The sequence below is a fragment of the Sporosarcina sp. Y352 genome (assembly GCF_056786535.1).
Genome location: NZ_JBXCJE010000001.1, coordinates 65,566 through 80,653, shown reverse-complemented (window position 1 = coordinate 80,653; position 15,088 = coordinate 65,566). Strand labels below are relative to the sequence as shown.

The window sequence follows — 15,088 nt, the reverse complement described above, 5'->3', positions numbered from 1 at the left end:
TCATTGCAAGTTTTCATCGTTGCGATTAGTCTTTTAACGGCAGCATTGGGCATGACAGCCATGTACAATGCTGTCTATATCCCACCTGCAAAGTTAATCCTGTTTTCGGGACTGGTAACTGTGGTGATCTATTTCGTCGTCAAGAAGATACAACAGTCGAAAAATAAGAAGTTGGACAAACTAATGTCAATCACTATGACTTTGTTCGGGGTCATGTTCCTATCAAGTCTCACCTATTCAGCCTGGGACATGGAAAAGTTTCTATCTCGATTGACGATGATGAAATTAACATTGGTATTGCTTGGTATTATCGGAATATATCTGAACGTCGTTTTCATACGAGCAGAAATCTCCTACAAGAAAAAGCGTGGCAACCAACGAATTGAGGAACAGCCGAACAAAAGCTATTTTGAAAAAAGGAAAGAGGAAAAGGAGAGAATACAGCGAGGGGAAGTTAGAATCATTCTAGGTGCTTCAACCGATAATGATGATAATTGACAAACACTAAATTTGAATTGATAATTAAATTATCCCATTTACAGTATTTGGTTTACAATAATGTTATGGAAATCTTGTTCGACTAACGGGTGAAAAAGGGTGTCCCTTAAGCTGAATGCAGCTGCAGGGTCATAACAAAAACATGATTCTATAACAGAATCATGTTTTTTTCTATACTGTTCCTTATTTATTTTTCATTTTTTTTGCTTGTTTCAAGGCTGAAGAAAGAAAACTTTTCGCCTTTTCCCTGTTTTTATCATCTTTCAGCAGGTCGCTCGCTGCCGATATAATTTTTTTTGAATTGTCTTTAAGATTCAAAATCACGTCACCTCCACTTTTAGCTATAATTCTATTCTAAAGAAAATGATTCAGTTTCTCACGGAATACCCTGATTTTTCTTCATTTTATATTTCCATGGCCTTCTAATTTCGCCATAAAAGTTTTCATTTTGTCTAGAAAAATAATCTGTCCAGCAGTATAGTATCTACCATCAATTTTCATAAGAACCGGCAGTATAAGAAGAAACCCGTGATATTAAACGTTTCAGGGGTTACTTCTTATGAGTTATAGCTGTCTTATTACCTCAGTGATAATTGCTGTATTATCTGCTTTTGTCGGTGGTTTGACAGGAATTAAATTATTTCCGAATATATCGTGATGAAATGCCCTTAACGTAAAGGGGGGCGATTTTTTAATAAGCGACTCTGTTCTTATTAAACTGACGGAGCAGTTTAGTTCAAGAAGGAATTCCATATTTTAAAGTATTGGTTATTATAGTTTAATGTTTCCAAACGAAAAGAGCTGAATAAAAGTCACTGATTTTAAAATTGCATATAAACATGTATGCATACACATTGAATTAAGTGAAGTCTTTATGGGGGTACTCAATTATGACGAATAATGAAATTACTTTGGAAGCCAGAAGACTGGTCGATAGAATTAAGATAAAATATCCCGATTTTGTTGGTAAAACAGTAAGTGAAAGTGTCATAGCAAAATTAGAAAAAGAATTGAAGATAAAGTTACCAAATTGGTATATCGAACTTTATACAACAGTTCCTTTAATTGATACGGAGTTTGGGATCCAAGAATATGAGCCAGATGAGGATTATGACGGAATTTCTTATATGATATATGGTGATGTTGACGACATAATTGAAGAAAATACTGAATTTGAACCTGGAATATCTGCATTAAAAGATGGATACGTTTTTCTAGCTAGTTGCTCCCACGGTAGCGGCGACCCTATATATGTCAAACTAAACTCAGACGAGACAAGAGTTTATCGTATATATCACGATGATCTTACTAAAGCTCAACTAGCAGAAAATCTTGCATCTTTGTTTAAAAATGCAATTATCTAAGGATTACGATATCTGCTCAACTATTCAACGAAACCTTGTTCAACTAACGGGGCAGGTTAGTTTAAGAGTGTTCTTTAATTTGTGATCAAATCTTGGACCAATTAGTAGCATAATTTTATTAATTAAATTAACTTAATATATAGAAGGTCTTATTAAGTATGCAATAAATATAGATTTTGCATTAGAAAGGGTGAAATGATATCGAATTACGACATATAGAATACTTTTTAATGGTTAGTAAGGAACTACATTTTACTAAAGCAGCTGAAAAATTAGGAATATCACAACCCACTTTAAGTCATCAAATTAAGGTGCTTGAAACAGAGGTAGGACATCCACTTTTTAACCGTGTTGGCAAGAGGATTGAGCTTACTAAGGTAGGAGAAATTGTACAGCGTGAAGCATTAAATATTCAAAGTTCCATACAAAGTATGTCCTCTCAAATAACAGCATTTACAAAAGTAGAAATAGGAGAATTAAAAATTGCTGTGTTACCCGGGGAAATAACAGATTTGGTATCTACTTTATGTATTCAATTTAACCAACTGCACCCTAACATTAAAGTAGTCATTAAAACCACTGATCAGGTGGAAATGGCTGTTTTAGAAAACCGAGCTGATTTTGGTATAGGTTTCAATCTTAATCACTATGATGCGTTACAAGTCACGAAGTTATATGATGAAGAGTTCTACTTGATTAGTAATCAAAGTAATGGAGAAAAGAAGATTTCATTTTCTTCTGTATTGGATGAACCACTTATTTTATTTCCAGGTATACATCAATGTAGAAAACTACTTGATAAAACGAGCTATGAGGTTGGTAAGCACATAGAGCCTATTATTGAAACTTCTAGTATTGATTCTATCTTAAATATTGTCCGAAGTGGTGTTGGTCGCAGTGTTGTCTCACGTACATTGTACGAATTTTATGATACAAGAGATTTATTTTTCCAACAGATTGAAAACCCAACTTTGACCAGTGCTGTTTTTCTCGTAATGAAAAAGAATTGTTTTATTGATTTTGCAGCACGTAAATTTATTAAGCTGTTAGTACGTGAAATTGAAAAACTTCATTTTTACACAGAGAAGGATACGATTGATTCTTTGAAGGTTTTTTTATGATAGCTTTTTTCTATCATTATTATAGATATGATGCAATAGACAAATGATGAAGTCCTCTTTACAATAAAGACAACTCATGGAGATGAGAAATATTGATTGTAAAGGGGTTTATTAATCATGCGACAAGAAATAGCAGGTATCAAAATTCCGGATTCAAGGTTAGCGAAAGATGCAGCCGATATTCTACGTGAGAATGGTAATGACCTTTTGTGGAATCACTCCAATCGAGTATTTTTATTTGGGGCGGTGAATGGGCAGAAAGCGAAGCAGAATTATGATTTAGAGCTATTGTATGTCAGTGCATTATTCCATGATTTAGGTTTAACCAAAGAGTATAGTAGTCCAGATTTACGGTTTGAAGTTGACGGTGCAAATGCTGCAAGAAGTTTCCTGCAGCAGTATCAAATTCCAGATGAGTCAATTCGTCTAGTGTGGGATGCTATTGCATTGCATACTACTCCAGGTATTGCCGAGCATAAAGAGTCTGAAGTAGCACTATTATTTTCCGGCGTAGGTTTAGATGTCATGGGTGATGGTTTTGATCAATTTCCAGAAGACTTACGGGAAGAAATTATAAAATATTTCCCTCGTAATAACTTCAAAAAGGAAATTATTCCATCATTTTATGAGGGCTTCAAGCACAAACCAGAAACTACTTTTGGCAATATGAAAGAAGATGTTGTCCAATATTTTAGACCGGAATATAAAAATAAGAACTTCTGCCATTGTATTTTACATTCACCATGGTCAGAATAAGAATAAGAAAAAGAAATAAGAACGTGATGAGGTAGAAGGATTACCGTTCATATAGGATTAATCTTAGATTCTTAAACGTTTAATACCTTCACACGTTGCCTCTCATAAACTACAAAGAAAAAAATTATATTGACTTTAAATAAATTAGTGAGAAAATCACCAGTTTAAGAAAAAGGCAGCATTTCTATTTGGATGCTGCCTAATCTATTGCTTAATTTACATTTGATTCTGATTCATTATCCATATTCGATTTATAGAAGAACAAGAATTAATCTATTGCTGTTTTTAAAAAAGTAAGTTTTAACTAACTGGTGCGTTAGTTGAACAAGGGTGAAATTTTTATATAATCTTTTTCCTTTTCAGAAAGCTAATTAAATAAAGATGTTATAAACTACACAAAACACGTTCCATTCAGCCATTGAATGAAACGTGTTATTTTTATTGTCTTTTTAAGGAAGGGAGAAATCAAAATATGTTTTTCAATACTAAAACCTGTAGAAATAAGTTGTATATCTACCCGGAAGTCGAAGTCCATATAGCGAAGAAAAGTCCACCCGAATTAGTCGAGTTGGGATTTCTCGTCCTTGAAACCTCCATCCTACTTTTGAGAATGATAGATACCAAAAAACATAAAAAGGACTTGAGGTTTTGGATGAAACGTATATCGCAAAATGCCCACTCGCTTCCCGAGTTATTGTGGGAGGCAGGTGAACTATCAAATCAATTGTTAATTAGAAAACATAACAAAGAGCATCTGGAATTACTCAGATATAAAATTTCAAGAACCATTCAGACGTTGTTCAGTTTTGGGGAATATCATCGTGCACCGTTCAAAATGGATCAAATCCATGAGTACTTCGGCAAGTGGGATTGGATAAAGAAATGATATTGAAAGGAGGTGAAGCAGATGGGTATGCCCATTGTATGGCAAGGTAGCGACTGTTTCACACATATGCTTGCCGTAGGCCCTACACGTTGTGGTAAGACAGCAACGATATTGAAACCGATGATTTATCAATTGCTGCTACAGAAAAAACGAGGGGTGCCACTAGGTATTTCCGTTGTCGAACCCAAAGGTGACGTGGCGGCAATGGTAAATGAAATGTGTTTAGAAATGGATATCCCGTGTATTCACGTTGACCCTGACAAACCGGATTCTGCAAGTTTCAATCCAATGGAAGGTGATACGGATACAGTAGCAGAGGCAACGGTCGTTGTATTAAAAGGATTGTTTGGTAAGCAGGATGCGTTCTTCGCAACCGTTCAGGAACTATCGGCACGTAACGTTACGAAACTGCTTAAAGAACTGCATGGCAACAACATGGATATCGTTGATGTAATGAACACGCTACGTGATCAAAATGTCTTGCAGCAAAAGGTATCGGAACTTAAGCACCGTGACGGTATGACGGACTTGGTCCATTTCTTTGAATCAGAATTACTCGGAAGCATGCGTGAGAAATACCAGCAATTCGTAATTGGTCTCAGAGCACAACTTGAAAACATCGTCAGCAATGAAGCCTTGCGAACCATCATGACTGGTAAGAGTGATGTGAACATTGATGAACATTTGGAAAAAGGCGGCGTCCTTGCGGTCAATACGGCACTTGGAAAGCTACGAAAAGCAGGTGATGCCTTCGGCCAATTTATGATCATGCATTTACAAAATGGAACGTTCAGGAGACCAGGAACAGAAGATACACGTATCCCCCATTTTTTGATTGTAGATGAATACAGTCGCTATATTAATCCAGATGTAGAGATTTTCTTATCACTCGCTGCCGAATACAAGGTAGCGGGTATTTTTGCGACACAATCACTTGGTCAACTTGAAATCGAATCGGGGAACCTTGGATCAAAGGCAATGAAACAAGCGATTCTTACATCCTGCCGAAACAAAATCTGTTTTGGCGGTATATCCGCACAAGATGCACAAGATTTTGCGGACGAATTCGGCAAAGACAAAGTCATCATGCGGCAAAGCACATATAAGAACCGAATATTGTTGCCACGGCTGTTTCCAGATTCATATCGGGACACAGAGGATGAAGAGTACCGTTTTGATCCAACAGATTTAATGGACGGAATACCGAAATTTAACTACGTTCATAAACTCCTGCAGGATGGTACACCGCAGAAGCCATCGTTAGCTAAAGGTCAATTTGTCCCCCGTAACTGGAAGGAGTTGAGGGAATGGGAAGATGGAACGTCATTTAAAAAGTTAAAGGGGAACAGACTACTCAAACATTTTCACCGTCGAATGAAGATGAAAAAAGAACAGGTGTCTGAACTTGGACAGACGAATCAAGAGAGGGCTGAATCAGCAACTGAACCAATTATCCAGCCCCACCTTGAAGTGCTACATTCTTTTGAAGTAACTCCTGATAGTATATATTCGCCTGATTCTCTTTCAAATGAAACAAAACAGGAACCTGAATTGAAACGGGTGCCTGAACAGAAAAAGGATTCGAAGGAGACGAGGAAGTCCATCGTTCAAGATTCAAAAGCAAAGGATGCGCAGTCACCGGTTACAAAAACAAAAGAAACGAGCAATGTAGTGAAGTCTAATGACGGATTTTGGGATTAGCAAAATGAAACGGGTTTCAATGTCTCACAAAAAATAAACTAATGAAATGGAGAGATTTTAAAATGGCTGAAAACAATATGCAAGTTCTAATAGAAGGTTTTGACCCATCGAAAGTGGAAGCGGTAAATAACTTTGATAAGGATTGGAAAGAGGTCTACGGAGCACATCAAAATAACTCAATCATTCAGGCGCCAATTATCGGAATTGAAAAGCTACTTGATAAGCCATGTGCAGTCGTAGGTATCGGTAACATCCGAGGATTCATTCCTTTGGAATTTACGGGAGCAGCGAACCTTCGTCAGCTCCGTGCCATGACAGGACAATCCGTAGTGTTCAAAGTATTGAATTATGACAGGGAAGCGGATGTGTTCACTGGCTCACGTCTTGCGGCTCTGGATCACATGGCAACCATTACACTCAAAAAAATCGAAGTGGAAGATGAAATCATTGCCGTAGTTCGTAGTGTCAGTCCTTCACTTGTCCGTGCTGATATTGGGGGCATAGAAGTGAAGATTCCGCTAGAAGAAATCAGATACGGCTGGATTGACGATCTAACAGAAGAGGTTAAGCAAGGAGATCACATGAAAGTTAAAGTCCTGGAAATTGATAAGGAAGAGAAGAAGGTATCAGTCAGTGCAAAGGCAACCCAGGATAACCCGTGGCTGCGTTCTATCGGACGCTATACTTCTGGCAACGAATATGTCGGTACAGTCTCAGGTGTCCGAGAATACGGTGTCTTCATCAATCTGGAAGCTGGTGTCGATTCTTTAGCCCGACACTTGAAGTTTCAAAACGTTAAAAGGGGTGATCGGGTGCTTGTCCGTGTATTGGAAACTGATGCAAAAAAAGAACAGATTCGTACACGCATTACTCGTGTGCTGTAAAAATAATAGGGGTTGCGTCAAATTGATGTGACCCCCTTTGAGTTTTAATCAAAGGAGGAGATAGTTATGTCACTTAGTCCATATTCATTATTACACGATTGGTCGTTACACTGGACACGGATACCATCGAATATAAAACGTTCAGATTTTGTCAACGGAGAATCACCGAAAGAACGAAAAGCATTAGAGGCACTAGCAGCAATAGGGTTAATCGGGGGAGCACAACTCTCCCGATTATTTTCTTTGGATAAGAAACGATTAAAACGCATGGTATCAGAGAAGAAAATCGTTCGTCATGAAATTCATCGAAACAAGAAGGTCATACCTATTTTCACACTAGGTATAAATGGAGCAGTCATTGCTGGGTTGAATGACTGTTATTATAGCAATTACTGGGTCGAATACAAATCAGAGGATGTTTTGAAACGTCTTCTGTTCTTTCAATTGTTTCAACATTTTCCGGAATCAATAGTATTACCAATACAAGAACCATTCAGTGGGATAATCCAATTTCAAGGCAGGCCACTCTATGTATATGTAGTGCGTGGTGAGATAAATGATATACTTATGTATTTAAAATGGCGGGAAAAAAACTTTTACGAGCGTCTTATTATAATTACTGAATCAATTAGTCATTTGCAGCCACTTAGTATGAACCTGGGAAATTTAAAAGTTAGAATAATGATTGATGCAGACCTACTAGATGACAATGATAGCATTCAAAATAGAATGTATATAATCGATAAAGGTGGAGAAGTCATTAGAGACTTGCTGTAGAAAGTGTCTTAAATAAGATAGAGATGACATATTTTCCATATTCAAATTAAGATAATTTGTTATCCGCTGTTTATTAGTAAGATAAGACATATTCATAGTTTATTATTTTTCCGTCACCAAATTTAAAGGTGGAAGTTGTCAAACTTTTTTTGCAATGGGTGATTCGGCAAAAATGCTTAATCTTAGTATTTTTTAGATCTATTAGAAAGTTGAGACGGATAATACAGTTCACAAATTTTTCTTATATATAATTTATATTTACGCATTAATTGCGTGATATATATTTTGGAAAACCGATTGATTCCACAATGGATGACATCGTTTTTTTGTTTAAAGGATTCAATAGTGGTATGGCAATAAATAAGTATGAAAACAAAATGGCTTTTGTTTTCTGTTGTATGGTTTCTTAAAAGTCGATTGATCCCCTACAGGTGATGTCGGCGTTTTTTCTTGAATTATAAAAGTGGCATCTCTTATGGAATACCACTTTACAGACATTGATTCAAAACTTTCTTTCAGTAACAGAGATACAATCGATTTTGGAAGAGTTGAATTTTATGGATACAGCGTATAAATGCACGGTTTCGACGCTGATTTCGTAACTAACAAGTGCCGTAGCGAATGAGTAGAAAAGTCTTCGTCATTCGGCGGATGTTGGCCCAAGTGTCGGGCTGATTTCCATTGATCATTCCTTACTGTCAAAACATATGAAAGCACTCGATTATACCATTATGAAACGTGTATTTGGCATCATCATTGCCAAATTAAATCGTGCAGCTCATCGCAAATTGAAGATGCCGAAAACCCTTTTATCTATTGAATCAACTACAATCACTGTCGAAAAACACGTTTACCTTGGGTGATCTTGCACGGTGAGCGTGCCGGCATTATGTCCTTGTTAGTTTGTCAAACGAACATGCACCTTTAAGTCGTGATTGTTGAGATGGATCGCTATATGACTGAAAACAATATTTTGATTTTTGGATAAAAGATAGAAATATTCAATAAAGTCGCAAGAAATCTTCGAGAGGTATGTGACAGCGGATTTTACATGCATAATTGGGGCACCGCTAATTCAAACAAAAAAGCGTCACCATGTTGTATTTTTTAAAAAATCAAGAAGACAAGAAAATCCGTGTAGTGACTAGTTTATGGGACATCACAGCCGAAATAATTGCAGACATGTATAAAGCCGCTGGTCAAATCATTTTCCTATAGGATCAAGCAAACCCTTAATGTTCCAGTGTTATTTGGGACGACAGAAATGCGGTTTTCAATAATCTGTTCTCGGCACTTATTATATACATTATATTCAAATATCTTCATGTTCAAACGAGTGAGCGAGTAGCTCGTAAACCCTTGTAACTAGCCACTTTTTTACGTCTGCTGCTTTGTACTACCCTGTCTTTTATATGACGAATAGAAATGAAAAAAATACTCGAACGGTATGCACTTATTTATAATGCACGAGTTGTATAGTTTTGGTTAATTAACACGCGTGGTATTCTATTAAACTGCATATTTCATAATATGAAAATACTTTCATTGATTTAATATTCTAAATAATATAATGTAAGCGCTACAGAAGTTAATACGAGGGTGTTAAGTATGAAATTAATTCATTTGCTAGCATTGATTCCTTTTATTGGAATGCTCGGCGCTCTTCCATTTGTTAACAAAGTAGAACCATATGTATTAGGATTACCCTTTCTTTTATTTTGGATTACTTTGTGGATAGTACTTACATCAGTGGTAATGGCAATTATTTATAAATTAGATAATAGGAATCTGGAGGTGGATAATTAATCTTATTTCATAATATGAAAATGTTTTCATTGATTTAATATTCTAAATAATATAATGTAAGCGCTACAGAAGTCAATACGAGGAGGTTAAGTATGAAATTAATTCATTTGCTAGCATTGATTCCGTTTATTGGAATGCTCGGCGCTCTTCCATTTGTTAACAAAGTAGAACCATATGTATTAGGATTACCCTTTCTTTTATTTTGGATTACTTTATGGATAGTACTTACATCAGTGGTGATGGCAATTATTTATAAATTAGATAATAGGAATTTGGAGGGGGATAATTAATGAACATTGCACTTCTTATTATTTTTGGAACTATTCTGTTTACTCTTTATCTAGGGATTAAAGCAAGAAGTGGGAAAGATATGGATTTAGAGCAGTGGAGTGTTGGAGGACGTGGATTTGGAAGTATTTTAGTTTTTCTTTTAATGGCTGGTGAAATTTATACTACTTTTACTTTTCTTGGAGCGAGTGGCTGGGCTTATGGGAAAGGGGCACCTGCATTTTATGCTCTTTGTTACCCTACACTAGCATTTGTTATGTCTTACTTTCTTCATCCTGCAATTTGGAAATATGGGGAAAAGCATAAATTATTGTCACAGTCAGATTTTTTTGTAAGTAAATACAAAAGTAAGTTATTAGGTGTTCTTGTTTCTTTAGTAGCTGTTGGAGCGATTATTCCTTACATTATGACGCAATTTATAGGTCTGGGTTTAATAGTTTCTGTATCCTCTTTTGGGAGTATTTCATCAACAATGGCTATATGGCTCAGCGCCATAGTCATTACGGCATATGTAATGATTTCTGGAATTCGCGGAGCTGCATCTACGGCAGTATTTAAAGATATATTACTCTTTTTTGTTGTATTATTTATAGGTATTTATATTCCATTTCACCATTATGGAGGAATTCAACCTATGTTTGAAGCGATTAATACAGCTAAGCCAAACTTTTTAATTCTTCCTGAGGAAACTACTAGCATATCTTGGTTCATATCTACTATATTTGTTTCAGCTTTTGGATTTTACATGTGGCCACATGCTTTTGCAGCAATTTATACAGCAAAAAATGAAAAAGTTTTTCGTAAAAATGCGATGGTTATGCCACTGTATCAACTCGTTTTATTATTTGTAATATTTGTAGGTTTTGCAGCTGTTCTACAAATACCTGAGTTACAAGGAGCTGCTGTTGATCAATCCTTACTTCTATTAGCAATTGCAACGTTTGATCCATGGGTTGTAGGGATTATTGGTTCAGCAGGTTTATTAGCAGCACTTGTTCCTGGTTCCATGATTTTAATATCAACAGCGACTTTATTATCAAAAAATGTATATCATGTATTTCATCCATCTGCTTCTGAGCAAAGTGTTGCTAAATTAGCAAAGTATTTAGTACCTGTTATAGCACTTGTATCTGTGTATTTTACTTTTCAAGGGGGAGAGTCGATTGTAGCACTCTTCATTATGGCTTACAGTATTGTAGCGCAAATATTACCAGGCATTATATTTAGTTTAATGAAGAAAAACTTCATAACAAAATATGGAGTAGCAACTGGTATTATTTCAGGAGTATTGTTGGTAGTTTATAGTTCGATTACTGGAACGACCATTGGAACTATATTTCCTGATCTTCCATCAGTTATAAAAGACATTAATATTGGATTAGTAGCATTATTTTTAAATATTACTGTTTCAATCATAGTGAGTTTGCCGATGAAGAGTTATAAATCTGTTTTAATCGATACAGAATTAGTTAATCAAAAATGAAGTTGAAATAACTGACAAAAATAGAGTTAAAGTTGCTATTTCATAATATGGAAAATGATTAATTGACTGAAAATTCAGGGTATCATAAAATAAAAGCGCGGACATGCTTGTTTAGGAGGTGAACAAATGGATATTGAAAAAAGTTCTACTAGAATCTCATCATTACAGAGGGCGTTAAAGGTATTAGATTTTATTGGATCAAATCCAAATGGTTATGAAGTCAAAGAGATTGCCTATGAAAAAAAAATGAATATCAGTACTTGTTACCACATTTTAAATACCTTGATAGATGAAAATTACCTTATTAAAACGAAAGATGGCCGTTTTTTGTTAGGACCTAAGATTCCGTGGTTAAGTAATACGTTTATGGATTCTATTAATCCTGAAATCAACCTTTTAAAGGAATTACATGCATTACAAAATGAAACAGGAGAAACTGTTTATTTGTCAGGGTTAAAAGAGGAAGAAATATTCATTCAATCCATTGTTGAAGGTATTCATGCAATTAGAGTAAATGCATTATATGAAGGTTACAGTGAACATTACCATGCTCGAGCGGCAACCAAAGTAATTATAGCGCAATGGGATGAAGTTGAAATAGATTCATATTTTCAAGATTACGAGTTTGTAAAAGTAACGGAAAAAACTCCTTTAAACAAAGCACAGTTAAAGGAACAGTTAAAGAAAATTCAAAACGATGGTTACTGTTTGGACGAAGAAGAATTTACTTTAGGAATCTGCTGTGTAGCCGCCCCGATATTTATGTCAAATGGAAGGCCTATAGGTTCTTATGCTTTAACAATTCCAAAAGACAGATATTTTGCAAGAAAGAAGGAATTCATTGAAATAGTAGTTCACACTGCGAACAGAGCTTCTTTGTCAATAGGATATATGATTGATACACCTAACAAATTTAAGGAGGAGATTTTATTATGAGTAATGCAGCTGAAACTGTAAAAGTCACTAAATTAGAGGAAGAAAGTGATCCTAGAAAACGTGTAGCGATATTCAAGGATGGCGTGCCAAATTGGATGGCTTGGGAAAATTGTGATATTCCAGAAAATTTTAGAGGCCTATGCCCGTTACATGGGGCCTGTAGCAAGGGAAAGTCAATTTGTTAAATCCCCTAATGAGGGTGAAAATTTAATAGTAGTTCGCGCTTTGAACAGAGCTTCTTTGTCAATAGGATATATGATTTATACACTTAACTTAAGGAGGAGATTTTATTATGAGTAATGCAACTGAAACTATAAAAGTCACTAAATTAGAGGAAGAAAGAGATCCTAGAAAACGTGTAGCGATATTCAAAGATGTCGTGCCAAATTGGATGGCTTGGGAAGATTGTGATATTCCAGGACATTTTAGAGGCCTATCCCGTTACATGGGGCCCGTAGCAAGTGCAAGTCAATTAGGTAAATCCCCTATTGAGGGTGAAAATTTCTCCATTGGAATTGTTTGCTGCCCACCNCAAACTAGTATTGATACACCAAACAAATTTAAGGAGGAGATTTTATTATGAGTAATGCCACTGAAACTGTAAAAGTAACTAAATTAGAGGAAGAAAGAGACCCTAGAAAACGTGTAGCGATATTCAAGGATGTCGTGCCAAATTGGATGGCTTGGGAAGATTGTGATATTCCCGGACATTTTAGAGGCTTATCCCGTTACATGGGGCCCGTAGCAAGTGCAAGTCAATTAGGTAAATCCCCTATTGAGGGTGAAAATTTCTCCATTGGAATTGTTTGCTGCCCACCGGGTAACGGACCAGAGTTACATGATCATACAACCGAAGAGGTATTCATTGTACTAAGTGGTGAATTTGAAGTGTTTTGGGAAGAAGATGGAGAACACACCACTATGAAATTAGATCAATGGGATTGTGTTTCGATGCCTACGGAATTGATGAGAGGATTCCGAAATATTGGTACAGACTTCGGATATATGATGGCAATCATAGCAGGGGAGGCTGCTCCAGTAACTTGGAAAAAAGAAGAATACCAAAACAGGGAAATTAAATAACAATTCATGTGGGGGTCTCGAGTTGGAAATAAAAATAAATAATACACTCCTATATTACGATGAATTTGGAAAAGGTGAAACTATTATCCTTTTGCATGGCTTAGGAGCAAATCGTAATGTTTGGGGAGATATTCCGAAAAAACTTTCCGAACATTATAATATCATCAATTTAGATATGAGAGGATTTGGCGAATCAAACTCCCAGAACATTCATTTTTCAGAATGGTTAAATGATATACGTCATATTATCGATACAGTTGCTTGTAAGCCGGTTAATATAATAGGACATTCATTAGGAAGTCTTATTGCTTTGGCTACTGCAGCAGACATGAACAGATGGGTGAAAAGTGTAGTTGCCATTTCATGTTTTAAAGAATTTACAGAAGAAATATCAAATTCCTTTAACGAAAGAGCAACTTTAATTGAATTAAATGGACTAACGAATGACATGGTAAACAGTATAATTAAAGTTGGGTTTTATGAAGAGGCTTTTGATAGAATTCCAGAAAAAGTGACTTCTTATAAGAAGATAGTAGAGGGAAATAGCAAAAAGAATTATGCTACATCCCTAAGAGCTATAAATAGAGTAAATATCGAGGGGAAATTAAGAAATATTAACTGCCCTGTAAAAATTATTGCAGGCGAAAATGATCAAGTAGTACCTTGGAAGCAATCCTACGAAGTTCATAAGGCTATTGATGGTTCTGAATGGGAAATAATTAGTAAAGCTGGTCATCAAGTGCACCTTGAACAGGATCAACAAGTACTAGAAAGTATTATTAAATTCTTAGACGAACAAAAGGTAAATATTTAAGAGTAAATGAAAGGGGGTCAAAAGACTATTGATCTCCTTTTTTTCTTTATTATGACAGGGAAGCGGTTCGAAATCGAAAGATCGAAAAGCATAGTGGCACTAGCAGTAGTAGGATTAATCGGGGGAGCACAAATCTCCCGGTTATTTTCTTTGGATAAGAAACGATTAAAACGTATGGTATTGGAGAAGAAAATCGTTCGTAATGAAATTCATCGAAACAAGCAGGTCATACCGATTTTTACACTGGGAATAAACGGAGCAGTCATTGTTGAGCTGAATGACTGTTATGAAAGTAATTATTGGGTTGAATACAAAGCAGAGGATGTTTTGAAACGTCTTCTGTTTTTTCAACTGTTCCAACATTTTCCGGAATCGAAAGTTCTACCAGCGCATGAGCCATTTAGTGGTGCAATCCAGTTTGAAGGCAAGCCAATTTATGTATATGTAGTGCGTGGTGATGTATATGATTTGCTCATGTATTTAAAGTGGAGACCTAAACACTTCAACGAACGACTTATCATAATTATCGAGTCAATTAGACACTTACAACCGCTAAAGGTAATTGCGGAAACTCTCAAAGTAAGGATGACGGTAGACGTGGATTTAAGAGACAATATTGAAGACCTTCAAAAACTTTTTTATGTATTGGATGAATCTGGCGAGTTTGTTAGCGAAGTAAAAGTCTAGGAGG

Annotated in this window: 17 protein-coding genes; 16 read left to right on the top strand and 1 reads right to left on the bottom strand. The window is 35.9% G+C overall.

Annotated features, from left to right (window positions below; all coding sequences use genetic code 11):
• The first annotated feature begins 3 nt into the window (after window positions 1-3).
• A complete protein-coding gene (locus tag AC1TO6_RS00470; RefSeq protein WP_482099641.1) occupies window positions 4-498 on the top strand; it encodes a hypothetical protein in 495 nt (164 codons plus the stop codon).
• A gap of 183 nt (window positions 499-681) precedes the next feature.
• Here the strand turns inward: AC1TO6_RS00470 and AC1TO6_RS00465 are convergent, their stop codons facing one another.
• Window positions 682-816 (bottom strand): hypothetical protein, encoded by a 135-nt coding sequence (locus AC1TO6_RS00465; protein ID WP_482099640.1) that lies wholly within the window; start codon window positions 814-816, stop codon window positions 682-684.
• A 572-nt stretch (window positions 817-1,388) separates the two neighbouring features.
• Here AC1TO6_RS00465 and AC1TO6_RS00460 point away from each other — a divergent pair.
• From AC1TO6_RS00460 to AC1TO6_RS00390, 15 genes are all read left to right on the top strand, one after another.
• Window positions 1,389-1,862 (top strand): SMI1/KNR4 family protein, encoded by a 474-nt coding sequence (locus tag AC1TO6_RS00460; protein WP_482099639.1) that lies wholly within the window; start codon window positions 1,389-1,391, stop codon window positions 1,860-1,862.
• A gap of 200 nt (window positions 1,863-2,062) precedes the next feature.
• Window positions 2,063-2,983: a LysR family transcriptional regulator gene (locus AC1TO6_RS00455; protein ID WP_482100098.1), complete on the top strand. Its 921-nt coding sequence runs from the start codon at window positions 2,063-2,065 to the stop codon at window positions 2,981-2,983.
• Window positions 2,984-3,100: 117 nt separating this feature from the next.
• On the top strand, window positions 3,101-3,739 hold the full coding sequence (locus AC1TO6_RS00450) for an HD domain-containing protein (RefSeq protein ID WP_482099638.1): 639 nt from the start codon (window positions 3,101-3,103) through the stop codon (window positions 3,737-3,739).
• 652 nt (window positions 3,740-4,391) lie between these two features.
• Window positions 4,392-4,625, top strand: a complete 234-nt coding sequence (locus AC1TO6_RS00445) for a hypothetical protein (protein ID WP_482099637.1) — start codon at window positions 4,392-4,394, stop codon at window positions 4,623-4,625.
• 21 nt (window positions 4,626-4,646) lie between these two features.
• Window positions 4,647-6,326 (top strand): type IV secretory system conjugative DNA transfer family protein, encoded by a 1,680-nt coding sequence (locus AC1TO6_RS00440; RefSeq protein ID WP_482099636.1) that lies wholly within the window; start codon window positions 4,647-4,649, stop codon window positions 6,324-6,326.
• A 62-nt stretch (window positions 6,327-6,388) separates the two neighbouring features.
• Complete coding sequence (locus AC1TO6_RS00435) at window positions 6,389-7,210, top strand: S1 RNA-binding domain-containing protein (protein ID WP_482099635.1); 822 nt, start codon at window positions 6,389-6,391, stop codon at window positions 7,208-7,210.
• Window positions 7,211-7,276: 66 nt separating this feature from the next.
• Window positions 7,277-7,987, top strand: coding sequence for a hypothetical protein (locus AC1TO6_RS00430; protein ID WP_482099634.1), 711 nt, complete (start codon window positions 7,277-7,279; stop codon window positions 7,985-7,987).
• 1,608 nt (window positions 7,988-9,595) lie between these two features.
• The gene (locus tag AC1TO6_RS00425; RefSeq protein ID WP_482099633.1) at window positions 9,596-9,793 is read left to right on the top strand and encodes a DUF3311 domain-containing protein; all 198 of its coding nucleotides are present in this window, start codon (window positions 9,596-9,598) and stop codon (window positions 9,791-9,793) included.
• Between the two features lie 92 nt (window positions 9,794-9,885).
• Window positions 9,886-10,083, top strand: coding sequence for a DUF3311 domain-containing protein (locus tag AC1TO6_RS00420; protein WP_482099632.1), 198 nt, complete (start codon window positions 9,886-9,888; stop codon window positions 10,081-10,083).
• Window positions 10,083-11,564 (top strand): sodium:solute symporter family protein, encoded by a 1,482-nt coding sequence (locus AC1TO6_RS00415; protein ID WP_482099631.1) that lies wholly within the window; start codon window positions 10,083-10,085, stop codon window positions 11,562-11,564. The genes AC1TO6_RS00420 and AC1TO6_RS00415 overlap by 1 nt, the downstream gene beginning before the upstream one ends.
• 126 nt (window positions 11,565-11,690) lie before the next feature.
• Window positions 11,691-12,500 (top strand): IclR family transcriptional regulator, encoded by an 810-nt coding sequence (locus AC1TO6_RS00410; RefSeq protein ID WP_482099630.1) that lies wholly within the window; start codon window positions 11,691-11,693, stop codon window positions 12,498-12,500.
• Entirely contained in the window at window positions 12,497-12,685 is a 189-nt protein-coding gene (locus AC1TO6_RS00405; protein ID WP_482099629.1) for a hypothetical protein, read from the top strand. The genes AC1TO6_RS00410 and AC1TO6_RS00405 overlap by 4 nt, the downstream gene beginning before the upstream one ends.
• Window positions 12,686-13,079: 394 nt before the next feature.
• Window positions 13,080-13,583, top strand: coding sequence for a cupin domain-containing protein (locus tag AC1TO6_RS00400; RefSeq protein WP_482099628.1), 504 nt, complete (start codon window positions 13,080-13,082; stop codon window positions 13,581-13,583).
• A 22-nt stretch (window positions 13,584-13,605) separates the two neighbouring features.
• Window positions 13,606-14,397: an alpha/beta fold hydrolase gene (locus AC1TO6_RS00395; RefSeq protein ID WP_482099627.1), complete on the top strand. Its 792-nt coding sequence runs from the start codon at window positions 13,606-13,608 to the stop codon at window positions 14,395-14,397.
• A gap of 93 nt (window positions 14,398-14,490) precedes the next feature.
• Window positions 14,491-15,084 (top strand): hypothetical protein, encoded by a 594-nt coding sequence (locus tag AC1TO6_RS00390; RefSeq protein WP_482099626.1) that lies wholly within the window; start codon window positions 14,491-14,493, stop codon window positions 15,082-15,084.
• The last annotated feature ends 4 nt before the right edge of the window (window positions 15,085-15,088 follow it).